This is a genomic window from Bacteroides galacturonicus (assembly GCF_003096855.1).
Classification (GTDB): Bacteria; Bacillota; Clostridia; order Lachnospirales; family Lachnospiraceae; genus Lachnospira; species Lachnospira rogosae.
Map to the genome: position 1 here is coordinate 88,149 of NZ_QEOA01000007.1, position 19,865 is coordinate 108,013.

The 19,865-nt window shown below is 38.2% G+C and carries 22 protein-coding genes; 1 reads left to right on the forward strand and 21 read right to left on the reverse strand.

The window, feature by feature from the left end:
* Positions 1–15 precede the first annotated feature (15 nt).
* The 16 genes from rplE to C7390_RS11005 form a co-directional block, all read right to left on the reverse strand.
* Entirely contained in the window at positions 16–561 is a 546-nt protein-coding gene (rplE, locus tag C7390_RS10930; protein ID WP_456362886.1) for a 50S ribosomal protein L5, read from the reverse strand.
* 15 nt (positions 562–576) lie between these two features.
* Positions 577–891: a 50S ribosomal protein L24 gene (gene rplX, locus C7390_RS10935; RefSeq protein WP_022204434.1), complete on the reverse strand. Its 315-nt coding sequence runs from the start codon at positions 889–891 to the stop codon at positions 577–579.
* Between the two features lie 11 nt (positions 892–902).
* Positions 903–1,271: a 50S ribosomal protein L14 gene (rplN, locus tag C7390_RS10940; protein WP_022501132.1), complete on the reverse strand. Its 369-nt coding sequence runs from the start codon at positions 1,269–1,271 to the stop codon at positions 903–905.
* A gap of 48 nt (positions 1,272–1,319) precedes the next feature.
* A complete protein-coding gene (rpsQ, locus tag C7390_RS10945; protein ID WP_022501133.1) occupies positions 1,320–1,577 on the reverse strand; it encodes a 30S ribosomal protein S17 in 258 nt (85 codons plus the stop codon).
* A 47-nt stretch (positions 1,578–1,624) separates the two neighbouring features.
* Positions 1,625–1,825, reverse strand: coding sequence for a 50S ribosomal protein L29 (rpmC, locus tag C7390_RS10950; protein WP_012738580.1), 201 nt, complete (start codon positions 1,823–1,825; stop codon positions 1,625–1,627).
* Complete coding sequence (gene rplP, locus C7390_RS10955) at positions 1,815–2,252, reverse strand: 50S ribosomal protein L16 (protein WP_055177147.1); 438 nt, start codon at positions 2,250–2,252, stop codon at positions 1,815–1,817. The genes rpmC and rplP overlap by 11 nt, the downstream gene beginning before the upstream one ends.
* The gene (gene rpsC, locus C7390_RS10960) at positions 2,252–2,911 is read right to left on the reverse strand and encodes a 30S ribosomal protein S3 (protein WP_055177144.1); all 660 of its coding nucleotides are present in this window, start codon (positions 2,909–2,911) and stop codon (positions 2,252–2,254) included. Before rpsC ends, rplP begins: the two co-directional genes overlap by 1 nt.
* A gap of 32 nt (positions 2,912–2,943) precedes the next feature.
* Positions 2,944–3,330 (reverse strand): 50S ribosomal protein L22, encoded by a 387-nt coding sequence (gene rplV, locus C7390_RS10965; protein ID WP_055177141.1) that lies wholly within the window; start codon positions 3,328–3,330, stop codon positions 2,944–2,946.
* A 29-nt stretch (positions 3,331–3,359) separates the two neighbouring features.
* Positions 3,360–3,635 (reverse strand): 30S ribosomal protein S19, encoded by a 276-nt coding sequence (gene rpsS, locus C7390_RS10970; protein ID WP_055177138.1) that lies wholly within the window; start codon positions 3,633–3,635, stop codon positions 3,360–3,362.
* 63 nt (positions 3,636–3,698) lie between these two features.
* Positions 3,699–4,541: a 50S ribosomal protein L2 gene (gene rplB / locus C7390_RS10975; protein WP_055177134.1), complete on the reverse strand. Its 843-nt coding sequence runs from the start codon at positions 4,539–4,541 to the stop codon at positions 3,699–3,701.
* A 62-nt stretch (positions 4,542–4,603) separates the two neighbouring features.
* The gene (gene rplW / locus C7390_RS10980) at positions 4,604–4,903 is read right to left on the reverse strand and encodes a 50S ribosomal protein L23 (protein WP_055177131.1); all 300 of its coding nucleotides are present in this window, start codon (positions 4,901–4,903) and stop codon (positions 4,604–4,606) included.
* The gene (gene rplD, locus C7390_RS10985; RefSeq protein WP_055306849.1) at positions 4,903–5,523 is read right to left on the reverse strand and encodes a 50S ribosomal protein L4; all 621 of its coding nucleotides are present in this window, start codon (positions 5,521–5,523) and stop codon (positions 4,903–4,905) included. Before rplD ends, rplW begins: the two co-directional genes overlap by 1 nt.
* Before the next feature lie 28 nt (positions 5,524–5,551).
* Positions 5,552–6,187 carry a 50S ribosomal protein L3 gene (rplC, locus tag C7390_RS10990; RefSeq protein ID WP_055177126.1) on the reverse strand — a complete coding sequence of 212 codons (636 nt, stop codon included), beginning with the start codon at positions 6,185–6,187 and terminating at the stop codon, positions 5,552–5,554.
* Positions 6,188–6,469: 282 nt separating this feature from the next.
* Positions 6,470–6,784 carry a 30S ribosomal protein S10 gene (rpsJ, locus tag C7390_RS10995; RefSeq protein WP_022203557.1) on the reverse strand — a complete coding sequence of 105 codons (315 nt, stop codon included), beginning with the start codon at positions 6,782–6,784 and terminating at the stop codon, positions 6,470–6,472.
* A 444-nt stretch (positions 6,785–7,228) separates the two neighbouring features.
* A complete protein-coding gene (gene abc-f / locus C7390_RS11000) occupies positions 7,229–9,145 on the reverse strand; it encodes a ribosomal protection-like ABC-F family protein (RefSeq protein ID WP_116444200.1) in 1,917 nt (638 codons plus the stop codon).
* Positions 9,146–9,184: 39 nt separating this feature from the next.
* Positions 9,185–11,374 (reverse strand): SulP family inorganic anion transporter, encoded by a 2,190-nt coding sequence (locus C7390_RS11005; RefSeq protein ID WP_318295677.1) that lies wholly within the window; start codon positions 11,372–11,374, stop codon positions 9,185–9,187.
* Positions 11,375–11,700: 326 nt separating this feature from the next.
* On the opposite strand from C7390_RS11005, the gene C7390_RS11010 reads away from it, so the two are divergent.
* Positions 11,701–12,600 carry a class I SAM-dependent methyltransferase gene (locus tag C7390_RS11010; RefSeq protein WP_055177116.1) on the forward strand — a complete coding sequence of 300 codons (900 nt, stop codon included), beginning with the start codon at positions 11,701–11,703 and terminating at the stop codon, positions 12,598–12,600.
* A 79-nt stretch (positions 12,601–12,679) separates the two neighbouring features.
* Here C7390_RS11010 and C7390_RS11015 read toward each other — a convergent pair whose 3' ends face one another.
* From C7390_RS11015 to fusA, 5 genes are all read right to left on the reverse strand, one after another.
* A complete protein-coding gene (locus C7390_RS11015; RefSeq protein ID WP_055177113.1) occupies positions 12,680–13,840 on the reverse strand; it encodes a Gfo/Idh/MocA family protein in 1,161 nt (386 codons plus the stop codon).
* A gap of 68 nt (positions 13,841–13,908) precedes the next feature.
* On the reverse strand, positions 13,909–15,030 hold the full coding sequence (locus C7390_RS11020; RefSeq protein WP_090140426.1) for a Gfo/Idh/MocA family protein: 1,122 nt from the start codon (positions 15,028–15,030) through the stop codon (positions 13,909–13,911).
* Positions 15,031–15,071: 41 nt separating this feature from the next.
* A complete protein-coding gene (locus C7390_RS11025) occupies positions 15,072–15,551 on the reverse strand; it encodes a heme-binding protein (RefSeq protein WP_090140424.1) in 480 nt (159 codons plus the stop codon).
* A 647-nt stretch (positions 15,552–16,198) separates the two neighbouring features.
* Positions 16,199–17,392: an elongation factor Tu gene (gene tuf, locus C7390_RS11030; protein ID WP_055177107.1), complete on the reverse strand. Its 1,194-nt coding sequence runs from the start codon at positions 17,390–17,392 to the stop codon at positions 16,199–16,201.
* 310 nt (positions 17,393–17,702) lie between these two features.
* A complete protein-coding gene (gene fusA / locus C7390_RS11035; protein ID WP_055177104.1) occupies positions 17,703–19,865 on the reverse strand; it encodes an elongation factor G in 2,163 nt (720 codons plus the stop codon).

Consider the following 19,865-nt stretch of genomic DNA (forward strand, 5'->3'; position numbering starts at 1 on the left):
ATTTACCTCCTATAATTAATTCTTGAAAGGCATGTTGAACATTCTAAGTAATTCACGTGCCTCTTCATCTGTATGAGCTGTTGTTGCAATAATAACATCCATACCTCTTACTTTGTCAATCTTATCATATTCGATTTCAGGGAAGATAATCTGCTCTTTGATACCTAAAGCATAGTTACCTCTTCCATCAAATGATTCAGCGCTTACGCCTCTGAAGTCACGAACTCTTGGTAATGCAAGATTAACAAGTCTGTCAAGGAATTCGTACATCTTCTCACCACGAAGTGTAACCTTGCATCCGATTGCCTGACCTTCTCTTAACTTGAAGTTAGCAATTGAATTCTTAGCTCTTGTAAGAACTACCTTCTGACCTGAAATAGTCTCGAGTTCTTTAACTGCTGCATCGAGAAGCTTTGAATTTTCTTTAGCTTCACCAACACCCATATTTATTACGATCTTGTCGATCTTTGGAACCATCATTGGGTTCTTGTAACCGAACTTATCTGTCATTTTTTTAGTGATTTCGTTTTCGTATAAATCTCTAAGTCTACTCAAAATTATTGCCTCCTTCCTTTATTAATCGATAACTTCGCCAGTTGCCTTAGCAACACGAACTTTCTTACCATCCTTGAAGTCATAACCAATCTTAGATGTCTTATCACCCTTAACTACATAAGCGATGTTTGAGATATCGATTGGTGCTTCCTGGTGGAGAATTCCACCCTGCTGATTAGCTGCACTTGGCTTAGCATGCTTTGTTACCATGTTAACGCCCTCAACTAATGCTGTATGGTTCTTAGCATTTACAGACATAACCTTGCCTGTCTTGCCCTTGTCTTTACCTGCGATTACCTTAACAGTATCACCTTTTTTAATTCTTACAGCTGACATTGTGGTACCTCCTATAATACTTCTGGAGCAAGAGAAACGATCTTCATAAACTTCTTTTCTCTTAACTCTCTAGCTACTGGTCCAAAGATACGAGTTCCCTTAGGAGTCTGATCATCCTTGATGATTACAGCAGCATTTTCATCAAATTTAATGTATGAGCCATCTTTACGACGTGCGCCCTTTACAGAACGAACAACAACGGCCTTAACAACATCGCCCTTTTTAACAACGCCGCCTGGTGTTGCTTCTTTAACAGTAGCGACAATCACATCACCGATATTTGCATATCTTCTTGTAGATCCACCCATAACTCTGATGCAAAGAATTTCTTTAGCACCTGTGTTATCGGCAACCTTAAGTCTGGTTTCCTGTTGTACCATAATACTACCCCTTTCAGTAATATCAATTCTAATTCTAAATTGTTAAAATTATTTAGCTCTGCTGATAATTTCAACTAATCTCCATCTCTTATCCTTAGATAAAGGTCTAGTTTCCATTACCTTAACAACGTCACCGATTAAACATTCGTTGTTCTCATCGTGAGCCTTTAACTTGTATGTTCTCTTTACAATCTTGTTGTAAAGTGGATGCTTAACGTTATCTTCTACAGCAACAACAATTGTCTTATCCATCTTATTGCTGATAACTTTACCTGTACGAGTTTTTCTTAAATTTCTCTCTTCCACAGTTATTCTCCTTTCTTAGGAAATACTTACACATTTATAAATGTAATTTAAGCATTCTTCTGAGCAATTACAGTCTGAATTCTAGCAATGTTCTTTCTAACTTCTTTAATTCTGCTAGTGTTATCTAACTGATTTGTTGCGTTCTGGAATCTTAAATTGAAAAGTTCCTTCTTAGCAGCTACTAATTCTTCATTCAATTCTGCAGCTGATTTTGCCTTTAAATCTTCTACATACTTATTAATTTTCACTGTTATCACCGCCTTCTAAGTCTGCACGTGAAACGATCTTGCACTTGCAAGGAAGTTTATGAGTTGCAAGACGTAATGCTTCTCTTGCTGTTTCTTCAGGTACACCTGAAATCTCGAACATAACACGTCCAGGTTTAACTACTGCTACCCAGCACTCTAAGTTACCTTTACCTTTACCCATACGAACACCGATAGGCTTACCTGTTACCGGCTTATCTGGGAAAATCTTTATAAATACTTTACCGCCACGCTTAATGTATCTTGTCATAGCTACACGGGCTGCTTCTATCTGGTTTGACTTGATCCAGCATGGTTCTGTTGCAACGATACCATATTCACCATTAGTGATTCTGTTACCTCTTGTTGCCTTACCTGCCATAGAACCACGGAACTGTCTACGATGTTTAACTCTCTTAGGTAGTAACATTACTTATCGCTCCCTTCCTTGTTAGTCTTTGTTGGAAGTACCTCACCTTCATAGATCCATACCTTAACACCAACTTTACCATAAGTTGTGTTAGCTTCTGCAAATCCGTAATCGATATCTGCACGAAGTGTCTGAAGAGGAATTGTACCTTCACTATAGAACTCTGTACGAGCCATATCAGCACCGCCGAGACGACCTGAACAAGATGTCTTAATACCCTTAGCACCCTGCTTCATTGTTCTTCCCATGCAAGACTTCATAGCTCTTCTGAAAGAGATACGATTCTCTAACTGCTGTGCGATGTTCTCAGCTACTAACTGAGCATCCTTATCTGGTCTCTTAACTTCTTTAATATCAATGCTAAGTCTCTTAGCACTTGTAAGCTTTTCAACCTGCTTCTTGAGTGCTTCTATTTCAGCACCACCCTTACCAATAACAACACCTGGCTTAGCTGTGTGAATGATAATCTTTAATCTATCTGAAGCTCTTTCTGTTTCAATCTTTGAAATTCCTGCAGCATATAACTTATTCTTAAGGAATTTTCTAATGTTATAATCTTCTACAAGGTTATCTGCAAAAGTTTCTTCTGCATACCACTTAGAGTCCCAGTCTTTGATAACGCCGACTCTTAAACCATGAGGATTAACTTTCTGTCCCATAAAATCTCCTTTCTATTCTTTAGGAAATGCAATTATCTTTCATTTAATATTACAGTGATATGGCTCATTCTCTTTTCGATTCTATAAGCTCTACCCTGTGCTCTTGGATGGACTCTCTTCATTGTTGGTCCCTTGTTAGCGTAGCATTCTTCTACATATAACTTGCTTGGGTCCATACCGTTATTGTTCTCTGCATTAGCAGCAGCTGACTTTAATAACTTCTCTATAAGTGATGAAGCATATCTTGGGTTGTACATAACGATACCAAGTGCTTCTTCAAGGCTCTTGCCTCTAATAGCATCTAATACGAAACAAGCCTTCTGAACAGATACTCTTGCGTAAGATAACTTTGCGCTTGGTCTTGTGTCCTTAACAGCGTTTCTTTCACGTTTAATCTGGGATCTATGTCCTTTAGCCATCGATTAAACCTCCTTTCAAATAATACAAATTATCTACTCTTCTTTTCGTCTTTGCCGTGTCCTCTGTAAGTTCTTGTAGCAACGAACTCACCGAGCTTATGACCAACCATATCCTCTGTAACATATACAGGAACATGCTTTCTTCCGTCATGAACTGCAATTGTATGGCCTACGAATGAAGGGAAAATTGTTGAACGACGTGACCATGTCTTAATAACCTGCTTGTCGTTTGATGCGTTTAATGCATCTACCTTCTTAAGTAAGCTTTCGTCCGCGAATGGTCCTTTTTTAAGTGAACGAGCCATAGGTTGAAACCTCCTTATAATCTATCAAATCTTAGTTAAATGTTAATTAAAATGTACTATTAATTACTTAATAGCCTTTCCATCTCTTCTTCTTACGATAAGCTTGTTAGAAGCTTTTTTCTTCTTACGAGTCTTAAGACCCATAGCAGGCTTACCCCAAGGTGTCATTGGGCTTGGACGACCAACTGGTGCTCTACCTTCACCACCACCGTGTGGATGGTCGTTAGGGTTCATAACAGAACCACGAACTGTAGGTCTGATACCCATATGTCTCTTACGTCCAGCCTTACCAAGATTAATAAGGTTGTGATCTCCATTACCTACAACACCGATTGTTGCGCGGCAGATAATTGGTACCATTCTCATTTCGCCAGAAGGAAGTCTTAATGTTGCATACTTACCTTCCTTAGCCATTAACTGAGCTGAGTTACCAGCAGAACGAACAAGCTGTCCACCCTTACCTGGATATAACTCAATGTTGTGTACCTGTGTACCTACAGGAATCTCTGTAAGTGGTAAGCAGTTACCAACTCTTACTTCAGCACCAGCACCATTCTGTACTGTCATGCCATCTGTTAATCCCTGTGGAGCAAGGATATATGATTTCTCACCATCTGCGTAGCAGATAAGTGCGATATTAGCTGTTCTGTTAGGATCGTACTCGATACCGATAACCTTTGCAGGAACGCCTTCTTTATTTCTCTTGAAATCTATTAATCTATATTTCTGTCTGTTTCCACCACCATGATGTCTAACAGTGATCTTACCCTGGTTGTTACGGCCAGCAGTCTTACTCTTCTTAGCGAGTAATGATTTCTCAGGAGTTGTCTTTGTGATTTCTGAGAAATCTGATCCAGTCATGTTTCTTCTGGAAGGTGTATATGGGTTATAAGTTCTAATTCCCATTATATTCTCTCCTTTCGAGCTTGTGTAATATTGTTTTCTACACTATTAAATGTTGCTAAATCTTAAAGTCCTTCAAAGATTTCGATATCTTTACTATCAGCTGTTAACTGAACAATTGCCTTCTTAGTCTTAGCAGTTGTACCAACTGTTCTTCCTCTTCTCTTCTTCTTGCCAACGCTGTTCATTGTGTTAACGCTGGCAACCTTTGTTCCTTCGAACATCTTTTCAACAGCTTCTTTAATCATAGTCTTGTTAGCATCTGTATGAACTAAGAATGTATACTTCTTGTCTGCCATATCAGCCATAGACTTTTCTGTTATAACTGGTTTGAGGATTACATCATAATACTGTACGTTTGCCATTATGCATACACCTCCTCTAATTTCTCTACAGCGGCCTTAGTAACAACTAATGTTGTGTACTTAAGTACGTCATATGTGTTGATTTCGTTAGTAGCTGTAACCTTAACTGAAGGAATGTTTCTTCCTGAAAGAACTACGTTCTTGTTCTCTCCTTCAAGAACTACTAATGCGTTTTCAACCTTTAAGTTGTTCATAACTTCTACGAACTTCTTTGTCTTGATTTCATCTAACTTGAACTCATCAAGTACAACGATCTTGCTTTCTGCAACCTTTGAAGATAATGCAGAGAGAAGAGCGATTCTCTTTTCCTTCTTATTCATCTTGAATGAATAATCTCTTGGCTTTGGTGCGAATACGATACCGCCGCCTGTCCACTGTGGAGCTCTTGTAGAACCCTGTCTTGCATGACCAGTTCCCTTCTGTCTCCAAGGTTTTCTTCCGCCACCAGAAACTTCTGAACGTGTCTTAGCGCTCTGTGTTCCCTGACGATTATTTGCAAGCTGGTTAACTACTGCCATGTGTACAAGATGTTCATTAACTTCAACACCAAATACTGCATCGTTTAATTCGATTGAGCCAACTTCCTTGCCTTCAATATTGTAAACAGATACGTTTGCCATCTGTGTGGTCCTCCTTCCTTAGTAAAAACTACTTGCTAGCCTTTACTGTTTCTTTCAGTGTTACTAATGATTTCTTAGGTCCAGGTACAGCACCCTTAACTAAGATTACGTTGTTTTCAACATCAACTCTTACTACTTCAAGATTCTGGATTGTGATTCTCTTAGAACCCATATGTCCAGGCATTCCTTTTCCCTTGAATACTCTACCAGGTGTTGTTGCTGATCCGTTTGAACCCTGATGTCTGTGGAACTTAGAACCATGAGCCATAGGTCCTCTTGACTGGCCTAATCTCTTGATTGCGCCCTGGAAACCTTTACCCTTTGAAATAGCAGTTGCATCTACCTTATCGCCTGCTGCGAAGATATCAGCTTTGATTTCATCCTTTACTGAGTATTCTGAAGCATTTTCAAACTTGAATTCTCTTAAGAATCTCTTGTAAGGAACCTCTGCCTTATCAAAATGTCCTTTAACAGGCTTGTTTACTAACTTTTCTCTAATGTCAGCAAAACCAACCTGAACTGCATCGTAACCGTCGTTCTCTACTGTCTTAACTTGTGTTACAACACAAGGACCAGCCTGAAGAACAGTTACAGGTGTTAAAACACCGTCTTCATTGAAGATTTGAGTCATTCCGACTTTTGTAGCTAAAATTGCCTTCTTCATTGATATTCCTCCTGTTTAATCTACAGCGGACAAGATGATTATGCCGTTTCCGGCGTAATCATCTGGAAGCAAAATCCTAGCGGATTTTCTTCCGACTTTAGTCCGGAAGTTTCTATATTATATTGTAATAATATTTTATACGTCATAAGCGCATCCTGTCATCCTAGAACAGCTAATATAAGTGGAACCCGCACCACTGTGCTACACTTTCGTGTATCGTTACTTCTATATTAAACCCTTAGGATTATTGCTCTTAAATAATAATAAAAAATTGTGTAATGATTAGTTCATTACCTTAAGGTTGATGAATACACCAGCTGGCATTTCTAATTTAGATAATGCATCTACAGTCTTCTGAGATGGTGATAATACATCGATGAGTCTCTTATGAGTTCTCTGTTCAAACTGTTCTCTTGAATCCTTATACTTGTGAACAGCTCTAAGTATTGTAACTACTTCCTTCTTTGTTGGAAGAGGTACTGGACCACTCACATTTGCTCCTGTCTTCTTAGCAGTTTCGATGATTTTCTTAGCTGACTGATCGATTAACTGATGATCATAAGCTTTCAGTGTAATTCTTATTACCTGATTTGCCATAAAAAAAGTCGCCTCCTTCGCACTTTATTGTTTAAGCACGACAAGCGGTGACTGTACACACTCCCACGCGTATCGAGAAACCGCTATTGGTATATCCCGATTAACCAACGTGTCATTTCTGCATCTTGCAGATGATATTAGGTACAGTGACTTGTCGCCAGATTCTTCGCCGGACTTGCCGGCCTTGACATTCGCTCCACGGAAAACCTACCCTTACGGATAGCAACCTCACGCTTCTACGCTATCAATGTCACAGCAAGTATTAATATACACTACCCCTACTATAAAATCAACCAGAAAAATATTATTTTATTGTATTTTTTTAAGTACAATCATATAATATTTCTCTGGTTTAATTATTATCCATTCTAGTTGTTATTTATCCACAATATGCTTTATTTAATGAATATTTATAAACATTTCTGCTTTATTTACACACACCTTTTACTGGTTTGCAATTCTTTCCGCAAGGTCATTAAGATATACCCATCTGTCCATCTTTTCGTCAAGCTGTTTTTCTTTTTCAGCCTTCTCCTTTGATAAGTCATTAAGTTTTCCGTAATCAGTTGCACACTTAGACATCTCTGCATCTATTCTTTCTATATCTTTTTCCAATGCCGCTATATCATCATCAATAGTTTCGTACTCTTTCTGTTCCTTATAAGTAAACTTAAGACGTTCGCTTCTTGACTTATTATATTCCTTGCTTGTAAGTGTCTTACTGCCAGATACAGCCTTCTGCACACTATCCGTATCGCCACCTAATACTCTTCCTGCTGCCGTGCCTCCTGCTGTTACATCTACACCTGCCACTACACTATTACTGCCTAATGATAAATTACTTTTTGAAACTCCATTTTCTGACGCATTATATATAGAAGAAACACATTTTTCTTTATAGTCTGAATAACCTCCTTCATACTGTGTAAGGTGCCCTCCAGCCTCAAATGCAAATATTCTATCAACCGTCCTGTCAAGAAAATATCTATCGTGAGAAACAGTAATTACAATTCCTGCAAACCCATCAAGATAATCCTCTAATACTTCAAGCGTTTCAATATCCAGGTCATTGGTTGGCTCATCAAGTATGAGTACATTAGGTGCACTCATAAGCACACTTAAAAGATACAGTCTTCTCTTTTCTCCTCCAGACAGCTTTCTTATTGGTGTCCACTGCTGCTTAGGCGGGAACAGGAACTTCTCACACATCTGGCTTGCTGTTGCTTTTCCATCAACCGTCTGCACATACTCGCCTATGCTTCTTACGAACTCAAGCACTGTCTGATTCTCATCAAGAGGCTCATTCTCCTGCATAAAATAGCCTATATGAACTGTATCGCCTATCTCAACACTTCCACTGTCAGGCTGTATCTGTCCTGTTATTATCTTCATAAGTGTAGACTTGCCACAGCCATTGCTTCCAATTATACCTATTCGGTCATCCCTTAAGAAAATGTATGTAAAATCATTAATGTATGTATGTCCATTATAAGCTTTAGTTATATTGTTAAGTTCTATTGTCTTTCTTCCAAGACGTCTGCTTACAGAGCTCATATCCATAAGGCTTTTGTCAAACTTAGCTCTTGCCTGTCTTGAAGCTTCTTTCATATCTTCAAAACGATCTATTCTTGCCTGCTGCTTGGTTGAACGTGCCTGACAGCCTCTCCTTATCCACTCAAGTTCTCTTCTTAATGTGTTCTGTCTTTTAGCCTCTGTAGCTCTTTCCATCTGTTCTCTTTCAGTCTTTAATTCAAGGAATCCTGAATAATTAGAGTCATAACTGTAAAGATCTGCGTGGTCTATCTCAACTATCTTGTTAGTTACATTGTCAAGGAAATACCTGTCGTGCGTTACCATAAGAAGTTCACCCTTAAATGCCTTGATATACCGCTCAAGCCACACAACCATATCATTATCCAGATGATTAGTCGGCTCATCAAGTATAAGTACCTCTGTAGGTTCAACTAACACTTTTGCCAATGCAACCCTCTTTTTCTGTCCACCAGATAGCTTGTCCATATGAGCATCATATACATCTATGCCCAGCTTATTAAGTATTTCCTTCGCCTTTGGCTCATTCGATGAATCTTTGCCACGAAGCACATATGAAAGTACATTTTCATCTTTAATATAATCTGGTGACTGTGCAAGATATGTAACAGTAACTTTTCTTCCTTTTATAATATTACCCTCATCAGGTTCTTCAATGCCGGCAATTATTTTAAGCAGTGTAGACTTTCCAGTTCCATTAACTCCTATAATTCCGATCTTGTCACCCTTATTAATCCCAAGTGTGACATTGTCAAGAAGCACTTTCTCACCAAATGCTTTGCTCACTTTTTCAACATTTAATATATTCACAATAAAAACCTTCCCTTATATATAATGATATATGACAGTTTAATCATCAAGCTTATAGAATTCCTTCATCTTAGCAGCAAGCTCTGGCTTTTCTTTCTCCAGCCTGCTTATATGTTCCTTTCTATGCTGTATCATATGAGCATACGCTTCTGGATTGTTCTCTTTAAATCTCTGTAACACTTCTTTTCTATGTTCCCTTAAATGCTTTAACGCATCCGGATTTAACTTCGCAATCTTAGCCTCAAGCCTTAATCTTCTCTGTTCAATATGCTCCTCTAACTCTTCTGCATTGCTGTTCTGTGCAAGCTCAGATAAGTGCATTTCAACTCTCTCAAGAAGTTCATCTTCATCAAATAAGCCAATTCTACCCCAGGCATTCTTGCTTTCCGCCTTATCAAGAACATTTTCCGCAAACTCAGATGACCCCACATCAATACTGCTTGTAATGTCATCTGTAACCTGTACGGCATATTTATCAAGCCATTCTGCGGCGTCCTTGCCAAACGCCCACTCTATCTCTGCAAGCCTTTCGTTATCCTCAATAAAATCCTCGTGTACAGCAACCTGCTCAGGACTGCCAACAAGCGGATAAGGCCTGTCAACACCGGCATCTCTTAAAGCAAGCGATATTGTTCTTCTTGTGACACCTTCCTCAACAAGACAGCCAGCACCCAACTGCCTTAACTGGTCATTTACATGGTCAACGTGCTCAGTTATATAAAAATGTATTCCTTTACCCTTTAATATTTTATTAAATGATACAAGCCTGTCTGCTGCTGTTATATCTATGCTTCCGATACCGCTCGCATCAACTATTATAATCTTTGTATCATCATTTATGGCATTTTCTATATCCTGCAAAAATGTAGACACATTTGCAAAGAAAAGATTACCACTGAATCTATATAATAATGTGTGTTCTATCTGCAAAGCGTTCTTGTTACGGTTAAGATTATAGAAACCCTCGTGTCCTGGTATACAGCCAAGAAATGATCTTGGAGGAACAACTGCCCTTATTATTACCGCTATAAATGAAAGAATAACACCTATAATAACGCCATATATAGTTCCAAATAATAATACGCCAAACATAGCCGCAAGAAATATAAAGAATTCCACCCTGTTGACTTTTCTAAGTTTATCAGCAAGCTTATATTCAACTATTCCGATAAGTGCAGCAACGACAATTCCTGTAAGAATAGGCACAGGAAGATATTCAAGCACAGGTGTTGCAAAAAGCACGACAACAAGCATTGTAATTGAAGCTGTAACTGACATAAGCTGTGATTTACAGCCAAACTGGTCAGCTATACCTGTTCTTGATACGCTTCCGTTAAGAGGGCAGCTTCCTGATACCGAAGAAGCTATATTGGCTAAAGAATAAGCAAGCACCTCTCTGTTATTATCAACCTTATATCCATATCTGTTGGCATAGTTATTAGTGGCAAGCAGTGTCTGTGCCATAATAACAAGTGCACAGGTAAGTCCAAGTATAATTATATCTGATGTATCTGTCTTTAATAATGTAAAATCGGGTACCATAAGCTTCGGAAATCCCGAATCAACGTGAGGCAGAAGCTTAACCCCTAATCTGTCAATGTGTATAAATGCTGTTGCCATTGCACCAAGCACCATAAGCACAACCGACATTGGAAACCTCGGAATATATTTCTTTGCAACAAGTATAATTACAACTGTTCCAAATCCAAGAACTGCCGATAACACATTAAAATATTGAAGCTGTCCCCATATGTGGATACCCAGTTCAATAAGTTCTCCTGTACCTGCTGAACCACCAAACAGCTTTGGAACCTGCATAAGTATTATTGTAATACCAATTCCACTTATAAAACCTCCCATAACCGGCGTTGATATGTAATTAACTATTCGTCCTGCTTTAATAAGACTGAATATCAAGAGCCATATTGCAACAACAAATGTAATGACCGGCACAAGCTTCATCGCTTCCTCAGAGCCTGAAGTAACGCCAAGTGCCGATAACGTACCGCCTACAAGCACCGCCGGCGTTGCATCTACACCAAATACGAACTGTGGTGATGTTGTTGTAAAAGCATATATAAGCACTGGTATAAGCGAACCATACAGTCCATATGCCGCTGGAAGCCCTGCTATCTGGGCATACCCCATAGATATTGGTATTGACACTAACGCCACAATAATTCCTGCTATAATATCATTCTTTGCTGTTTTAAAAGATATATTTTTCAAATGTGCATTTTCCTTTCCTTATATATTATGCAATTATCAATAGTTACTTTTAACACTAATACCATATAACAATTTATATTTTTTGTCTGTTATATGTTACAGTAAAATGGTATATTTTTCAAGTTACGCAATATATGCACAACTATACATTTAACATATTACATACCGCCGCACATTAATTATATCCTAATCACTGTATTAAATGATTATTATACACTACCATACGTTAATTATATCCTAATCGCTGTACTTTTTGATTGCCCCAACCATACAATCTGTTATATACTTAATATATATGCTTAAACAAGAAAGGACTTAATTACAATATGTTTGTTGCAGATAATTGGAAAGATTATGAAGTTATAGATACATCCTGTGGAGAAAAGCTTGAACGCTGGGGCGATTACATTCTTGTCCGCCCAGACCCACAGGTTATATGGGACACTCCTAAGAACGACAACAGATGGAAACATATGAATGGACATTATCACAGAAGCTCTAAGGGAGGCGGCGAATGGGAATTCTTCGACCTGCCACAAAGCTGGACAATAAAATACGAAAGTCCTTCTGTTGATGTTCCTCTTACATTTAACTTAAAGCCATTCAGCTTTAAGCACACAGGAATATTCCCTGAGCAGGCAGCCAACTGGGACTGGTTCTCTGAAATTATAAAGAAAGCTAAAGATAATGAACCTGACAGACAGATAAAGGTTCTTAACTTGTTTGCCTACACTGGTGGTGCTACTCTTGCCTGTGCAGCCGCTGGTGCTCATGTTACACACGTTGATGCCTCTAAGGGAATAATTGCGTGGGCTAAAGAAAATGCCACATCATCAGGACTTATTGACAAGCCTATCCGCTGGATAGTCGATGACTGTGTTAAATTTGTTGAAAGAGAAATAAGACGTGGCAATCACTACGATGCTATTATTATGGACCCTCCATCATATGGCAGAGGTCCTAAGGGCGAGATATGGAAAATAGAAGAAGCTATACACCCACTTGTTAAGCTGTGTGCAAAGCTTCTTTCTGACAAGCCATTATTCTTCCTTATCAACTCCTACACAACAGGACTTCAGCCAGCAGTTCTTACTTATATGTTAAGCACAGAACTTAAAGATTTTGACGGCTACTGTAGTTCTAATGAAGTCGGACTTCCTGTATCCGCTAACGGACTTGTGCTTCCTTGTGGAGCTTCTGGAAGATGGTGCGGTTCTGAATATTAATTACCAATTAAAATGCTGCCATTTTATGTGGCAGCATTTTATACTATATTTTATTATATTATTTTTCTTGTATTATTTTTTATATATTATTCTTTATGCTCTTTTCCTTCATAATCAGTTCTTCCATAAGTCTGCTATAATCCTCCGCGCCAACCGGAAGCTTAACCTGGATACCATTACATGCTGAATAATAAGCTCCTGCACACAACATCAGGGAATTGATTCCTTCATCTCCTTTCGCCACAAGATATGTATCATTATGTTCTAAGGAAGCTCTGGCAAATCTTTCAAGCAGCTCTGTATATGGCTCTGGTGCCTTTGGAAACTCAATTGTTTCTTTCACATATTGCATATTTTCCCTTGAATTAACCATCTCCGTTTTTATATACTCTTCTACATCCTGATGTCTTGTTATAGTAAGTGTATTATCTTCAAGCAACAGCTTTGCTTTTGTTCCTATTATTTCCAGTCTTTCTTCATGACACGCTTCTCCTGTTGTCAGTACAAATGAAGCCGTCATGCCATTATCATAATCCATAATAATAGTATCTTCATCATCTACTGCAAAATCATTATATTTGCCAAATGGTATAAGTGCAAACATTCTCTGCGGCATACCAAAAAGATACTGGAACATATCAAGAATATGCTGTCCCTGGTTAATAAGTGCGCCGCCGCCTTCACCTGTAAAACTACTTCTCCATGCGCCAGAATGATGATAATATGATGTTCTTAAATATCTTGAATTAATAAGATTCACCCTTCTTAGTTCTCCCAGCTCACCTGCATCAATCATACTCTTAATCTTCATATACTTAGGATATAATCTCTGATGAAACACCATACCATATATTCTTCCACTCTTTTTAGCTGCTTCATTCATAGTAAGTGCTTCTCCTATATCTGATGCTGCCGGCTTATCGCACAAGACATCCTTTCCTAGCGAAAATGCCTGTACCGCAAGCTTAGCATGCGTTTTATGAGGAGTTGCTATAATTACTGCATCAAATAATGTATCTACATCTTCTGCTTTAAACATATCATCTGCACTTCTGAATATTTTCACATATTCACCATCAGTATTTACAAGAGTCTCTCCCCATTCCATAAGTTCATCTCTTCGTATAACTACTGCTGTTAGTTTTATATTGGATACCTCACCTGATACTATCATCTGTACATATTTTTTTCCCATATTTCCAACACCTATAAGAGCTGCTCTTAATATTTTATCTGACATAATATGTAATATTCCTTTCTACTTCTTTAACAAATATTTTCTGAATTCGCAATATATTATTAAGATATTTATTTATTTTTAGCTATACATATCTTTTCAATACAGCTACTTACCTTATTACTTGTCCTTACTGCTTCATCAAGCAATATTGCCGCATACGCATCTGCAAATGCATCTTCCATGCTATATGGTGATTCTGCCTCACCTCTGCTATACTTTGCTGTTCCTATCATAAGACCTGCTATTGCAGTTTCATCTTCTGACAAACCACGCATCCCTAATTCCGGTTCATACAATACATTTTCACCACACATTATTTTCTCTATTTCACGAACGATAGACAAGTTAGGATTAGTATCTTTGGTGTGCGTTGCATTCACATCTGTCACAATCTTTTGATACTGTCCTTCATTTTTATCATCAAGATAATACAGCTCATTGTTAATAAGTTCCCCTCTGACACCCTGCACCTTTATCATATTCTTTCTGATAGGTGAGCGGTACTGCTCAGAGTCAAAATCATACCATGCAACCTTTCCGCTCTCAAACTCAAATACTGCTACACATCTTTTTTTAGGAGCTGTTCTGCCATCTGTAAATTTGTCATATCTCGTAAGTGTCTGAGTTGTCGGAAATTCATATATTTTACCTGACACCGTGTAGTTTTCATCCGGTTTTATACCAAGATATGCTCTTATAAGACTGAAACCGTGATATTCGTGTGCAATGGATATATTCAGACAACTGATATCGCCAAGTACACCACTATTAACAAGATTAATCCGTGCTTTATTATATGGATATTCCCTGTATTGTTCAGCAACAACCTGTTTCTTATCTGTTTTATCATCAGACATATGATATCTGTATAACTTTTTAAGCGAATCCATATCCAATGCTGCTGGTGTCTCAGATAGAACAGTTATTCCTCTATCCATCCATTCTATTGAAACATCACAGATACTTGTTTTATTCACTGCTACAACAGCAAAATCCGGTTTATAACCTACACACTCTTCTATAGAAGTTGTAGTGTGTATACTGAATTCTTCTGCCATCTTATCTGCTTTTTCCTGTGTCCTGCAATACATCGCATCAAGACGTAATATATCCGGCATTGCTTTTGCTATTCTGACATAATAAAGTGAACGCCAGCCTGAGCCTATTATTATAAAATGATACTTACCCATATAAGCTTCATACCTCCTGAAAATAAATAATATCAATTAATTTACAAAACACTTTCTCTTTTCAGTTTTCTACAAACATCTATAATAATACTATGATCCTGTTCATGATTAAAACCAGAGCATGTTATTGTACCTATTACTGTCTGGCAATTCTCAAGTCTTATTGGAAACGCGCCTCCTACCTGTGCATACTCTGATGGTTCTAAAGCCCATTTTTCTTTAATATTCATACCGCAATCCTCAAGCATATAGTGTGCCCATAATGAACTATGTCCAGTATGCATCGCCGTCTTTTTCTTACGCTCAATCATAATATCATTACTTACAGCATTACCATCACTGGAATAATGAAACAATCTTCTTCCGGCTATTGCAATATCTATACATATTTTATTGTCACGTTTTTTCGCTTCTTCTATAAGTGCCATCCCAATTGCAAGTGCTGTTTCTGATGAAAACTCTCTGAATTTCAATTCTTTCTCTTCAGCTTCACATTGTTTCATAAGTTCTTTAGCAGTCATACCTTTTTACCCCTTTAATCTATTATTCTATTTTGTATTTTATCTACCAACTTGTTTTACAGTTGCTTCTTTTTTTGTCTGTTATATTATGACGTATGTGTGAATTGCATAGCAATGTAGCAATCCCGATACAACGGTGAGTGACAAAATTCACTTTTGACACTCACATCATATCATTTATATAGTCTTATAAACATTAAAAAAATATTTAATAATTTTACTTTCACTTATTTATTATGATAAATTTTTTCTAACTTGTTCCTCGTAAATTGACAATAGCACCTGTGTGATTTCCTGTTGAAATACTCTATTAACAACCAACCATATTATATATAAGACCTACTATCGATAAACTGTAGATTTTATAAATGAGTCTGATGCTGTAACAGCAATCCTTTCTTGTATCAAAAATGACAAAATTAAATTTATAGAGTAATCATCGCTTATTAGGATCTATGCCGAAGAAGACATAGTATTTACAAAATAGAATATTATTTGTTTCAATTTTGTTTAAAGATTATTTGTTTTATGACATCGTTTAGTCACCGCTATTAAACTTATTTTGCTATTTTTTCATTTATTTCAGAACAAAAAAAGGGCTTCCGAAAAATCTCGGAAACCCTTAAAATTACTGTATTAAATAACAATTATTCAATGATTGTAGCAACAGCACCAGAACCAACTGTTCTACCACCCTCACGGATAGCGAAACGAAGACCCTGCTCCATAGCTACGTTATGGATAAGTTCAACTGTCATTTCTACGTTATCACCAGGCATGCACATTTCTGTACCAGCTGGAAGTTCGCAAACACCAGTAACATCAGTTGTTCTGAAGTAGAACTGTGGTCTGTAGTTGTTGAAGAATGGAGTATGACGTCCACCTTCGTCCTTTGTTAATACGTAAACCTGAGCTGTAAACTTGTGGTGTGGTGTGATTGAACCTGGCTTACAAAGAACCTGTCCTCTCTGGATCTCATCTCTCTGAACACCTCTAAGAAGAGCACCAATGTTATCACCTGGTTCTGCTTCATCAAGGAGCTTTCTGAACATTTCGATACCAGTTACAACAACCTTACGGATGTCTTCGTGGATACCAACGATTTCAACTTCCTCGTTAACCTTAAGAACACCTCTTTCTACTCTACCAGTAGCAACTGTACCACGACCTGTGATAGAGAAGATATCTTCGATAGGCATAAGGAATGGCTTATCTGTATCTCTCTGTGGATCTGGAACATACTCATCGATTGTGTGCATAAGTTCAAGAATCTTATCACCCCATTCGCTGTTTGGATCTTCAAGAGCCTTAAGAGCTGAACCCTGGATGATTGGTGTATCATCGCCTGGGAAATCATATTCGTTAAGAAGTTCTCTGATTTCCATATCAACTAATTCAAGAAGTTCTGGATCATCAACCATATCACACTTGTTCATGAATACTACTACGTAAGGAACGCCAACCTGACGAGCAAGAAGGATATGCTCTCTTGTCTGAGCCATAACACCATCAGTAGCAGCAACAACGAGGATAGCAGCATCCATCTGAGCAGCACCAGTAATCATGTTCTTTACATAATCAGCATGGCCTGGGCAGTCAACGTGTGCATAGTGTCTCTTCTCTGTTTCGTACTCAACGTGAGCTGTAGAGATTGTGATACCTCTTTCTCTTTCTTCTGGAGCCTTATCAATATTTTCAAATGCAACAGCTTCACCTGTACCAAGTCTCTCATGAAGAGTCTTTGTGATAGCAGCTGTAAGAGTTGTCTTACCGTGATCTACGTGTCCAATTGTACCAATGTTGCAATGTGGTTTTGTTCTTTCAAATTTAGCCTTTGCCATTGTTTAAAATCCTCCTAATTAATTAAATAGAATATTTGTCTGCAAGCAGACTTCTCATAGCTGAAATCTATTATATTATCTTTTAAAGAATATTTCAACTATATTTTGAGTAAAAGCATAGTAAACCAATACTTTTATCTGAATTATACGGCAAATTTACATATTTATTATATACACAAATCTGCCTGATATATACCACTGCGAAATACAGTAACCCGTATTCCGCAGTACATTATATAATCAAGATAATTATTAAGTCATCTGACATCAGCCAGACACTTCTAACTATCATCTATCACTTAATAACTAATTATTTAGCTCTTGAAGCGATAACCTTGTCCTGAACAGACTTTGGAGCCTGCTCATACTTATCGAAGAACATAGAGTAGTTACCACGACCCTGTGTCTTAGAACGAAGGTCTGTAGCATATCCGAACATCTCTGAAAGTGGAACGAAAGCCTTAACCATCTTACCACCACTGATGTCTTCCATACCTTCAATACGTCCTCTACGTGAGTTGATATCACCGATAACATCACCCATATATTCTTCTGGCATTGTAACTTCAACCTTCATAATAGGCTCAAGAAGTGCTGGAGCTGCCTTAGCCATAGCATCCTTAAATGCCATAGAACCAGCAATGTGGAATGCCATTTCTGATGAATCGACTTCATGGTAAGATCCATCATAGATATCTGCTCTAAGTCCGAGAACTGGGAATCCAGCTAAGATACCTGAGTTAGCAGCTTCTCTGATACCATCAGCAACTGAAGGAATGTATTCCTTAGGAATAGCACCACCAACTACTGAAGACTCACAGAAGAGAACTGGAGGTTCATTAATTAATACTGTATTCTTTGTCTCAACATCGAACTTATCAACGTTAGCTTCAAGTGGTGAGAAACGTACTTTACAGTGACCATACTGACCACGTCCACCTGACTGCTTAGCATATTTGCTATCGATATCAACTGGCTTTGTAAAGCATTCTCTGTAAGCAACCTGAGGTGCACCTACATTAGCTTCTACCTTGAATTCACGAAGAAGTCTGTCAACGATGATATCAAGGTGAAGCTCACCCATACCAGCGATGATTGTCTGACCTGTTTCCTGATCTGTATGAGCACGGAATGTAGGATCTTCTTCAGCAAGCTTTGCTAAAGCTTCACCCATCTTACCCTGGTCATTCTTAGTCTTTGGCTCAATAGCAAGTTCGATAACTGGCTCTGGGAATTCCATAGACTCTAAGATAACTGGATGCTGCTCATCACAGATTGTATCACCTGTAACTGTTATCTTAAGACCTACTGCAGCAGCGATATCTCCTGAGTAAACCTTATCTATTTCTTTTCTCTGGTTGGCGTGCATCTGAAGAATACGTCCAACTCTTTCCTTCTTGTTCTTATTAGCATTAAGTACATATGAACCACCGTTTAATGTACCTGAGTAAACTCTGAAGAATGCTAACTTACCAACGAATGGATCTGTCATAATCTTGAATGCAAGAGCTGAGAAAGGTTCATCATCAGATGACTTTCTAGTCACTTCATTACCGTCTTCATCAACACCTGTGATATCTGGGATATCTGTAGGAGCTGGCATATATTCGATAACTGCATCAAGAAGCTTCTGAACACCCTTGTTCTTGTAAGCTGTACCGCAAAGACAAGGAATAGCTGTACCTTCGATAGTACCCTTTCTTAAAGCTGCCTTTAATTCTGGAACTGTAAGCTCTTCATCATTAAAGAACTTCTCCATAAGGTCTTCATCAAGTTCAGCACACTGCTCGATAAGCTTATCGTGGTATTCTTCTGCCTGATCCTTTAAATCAGCTGGAATTTCACCAACTTCAATATCATCACCCTTATCGCCATTGAAGATATAAGCCTTCATTTCAAATAAGTCGATGATACCCTTGAACTCGTCTTCCTTACCGATAGGAATCTGTACAAGTACAGGGTTCTTTCCAAGCTTAGTAATAAGCTGGTTGCATGATCCGAAGAAATCTGCCCCCATCTTATCCATCTTGTTCATAAATGCCATACGTGGTACGTTGTACTTATCAGCCTGACGCCATACGTTCTCTGACTGTGGTTCAACACCGTTCTGTGCATCGAATACACCTACAGCACCATCAAGTACTCTAAGTGAACGCTCAACTTCAACTGTGAAATCAACGTGACCAGGAGTATCAATAATATTGATACGGTACTCTGGCTGTGTCTTATCTGGCTTGCCTTCTTTTTCAGGTGTCCAGTGACATGTTGTAGCAGCTGAAGTGATTGTGATACCTCTTTCCTGCTCCTGGGCCATCCAGTCCATAGTAGCAGTACCTTCATGAGTATCACCAATCTTGTGGTTAACACCAGTATAATAAAGGATACGCTCTGTTAATGTTGTCTTACCAGCATCAATATGAGCCATAATTCCGATATTTCTGGTTCTCTCCAATGGATATTCTCTTCCAGCCAT

Bases quoted from the DNA above. Each gene is read 5' to 3' on its own strand.
- rplX (WP_022204434.1), bottom strand. From the start codon at position 891: ATGTCAGCTGTAAGAATTAAAAAAGGTGATACTGTTAAGGTAATCGCA.
- rplN (WP_022501132.1), bottom strand. From the start codon at position 1,271: ATGGTACAACAGGAAACCAGACTTAAGGTTGCCGATAACACAGGTGCT.
- rplP (WP_055177147.1), bottom strand. From the start codon at position 2,252: ATGTTACTACCTAAGAGAGTTAAACATCGTAGACAGTTCCGTGGTTCT.
- rpsC (WP_055177144.1), bottom strand. From the start codon at position 2,911: ATGGGACAGAAAGTTAATCCTCATGGTTTAAGAGTCGGCGTTATCAAA.
- rplV (WP_055177141.1), bottom strand. From the start codon at position 3,330: ATGGCTAAAGGACATAGATCCCAGATTAAACGTGAAAGAAACGCTGTT.
- rpsS (WP_055177138.1), bottom strand. From the start codon at position 3,635: ATGGCTCGTTCACTTAAAAAAGGACCATTCGCGGACGAAAGCTTACTT.
- rplB (WP_055177134.1), bottom strand. From the start codon at position 4,541: ATGGGAATTAGAACTTATAACCCATATACACCTTCCAGAAGAAACATG.
- rplW (WP_055177131.1), bottom strand. From the start codon at position 4,903: ATGGCAAACGTACAGTATTATGATGTAATCCTCAAACCAGTTATAACA.
- rplD (WP_055306849.1), bottom strand. From the start codon at position 5,523: ATGGCAAACGTATCTGTTTACAATATTGAAGGCAAGGAAGTTGGCTCA.
- rplC (WP_055177126.1), bottom strand. From the start codon at position 6,187: ATGAAGAAGGCAATTTTAGCTACAAAAGTCGGAATGACTCAAATCTTC.
- rpsJ (WP_022203557.1), bottom strand. From the start codon at position 6,784: ATGGCAAATCAGGTAATAAGAATTACACTGAAAGCTTATGATCATCAG.
- C7390_RS11010 (WP_055177116.1), top strand. From the start codon at position 11,701: ATGTTTGTTGCAGATAATTGGAAAGATTATGAAGTTATAGATACATCC.
- C7390_RS11015 (WP_055177113.1), bottom strand. From the start codon at position 13,840: ATGTCAGATAAAATATTAAGAGCAGCTCTTATAGGTGTTGGAAATATG.
- C7390_RS11020 (WP_090140426.1), bottom strand. From the start codon at position 15,030: ATGGGTAAGTATCATTTTATAATAATAGGCTCAGGCTGGCGTTCACTT.
- C7390_RS11025 (WP_090140424.1), bottom strand. From the start codon at position 15,551: ATGACTGCTAAAGAACTTATGAAACAATGTGAAGCTGAAGAGAAAGAA.
- tuf (WP_055177107.1), bottom strand. From the start codon at position 17,392: ATGGCAAAGGCTAAATTTGAAAGAACAAAACCACATTGCAACATTGGT.
- fusA (WP_055177104.1), bottom strand. From the start codon at position 19,865: ATGGCTGGAAGAGAATATCCATTGGAGAGAACCAGAAATATCGGAATT.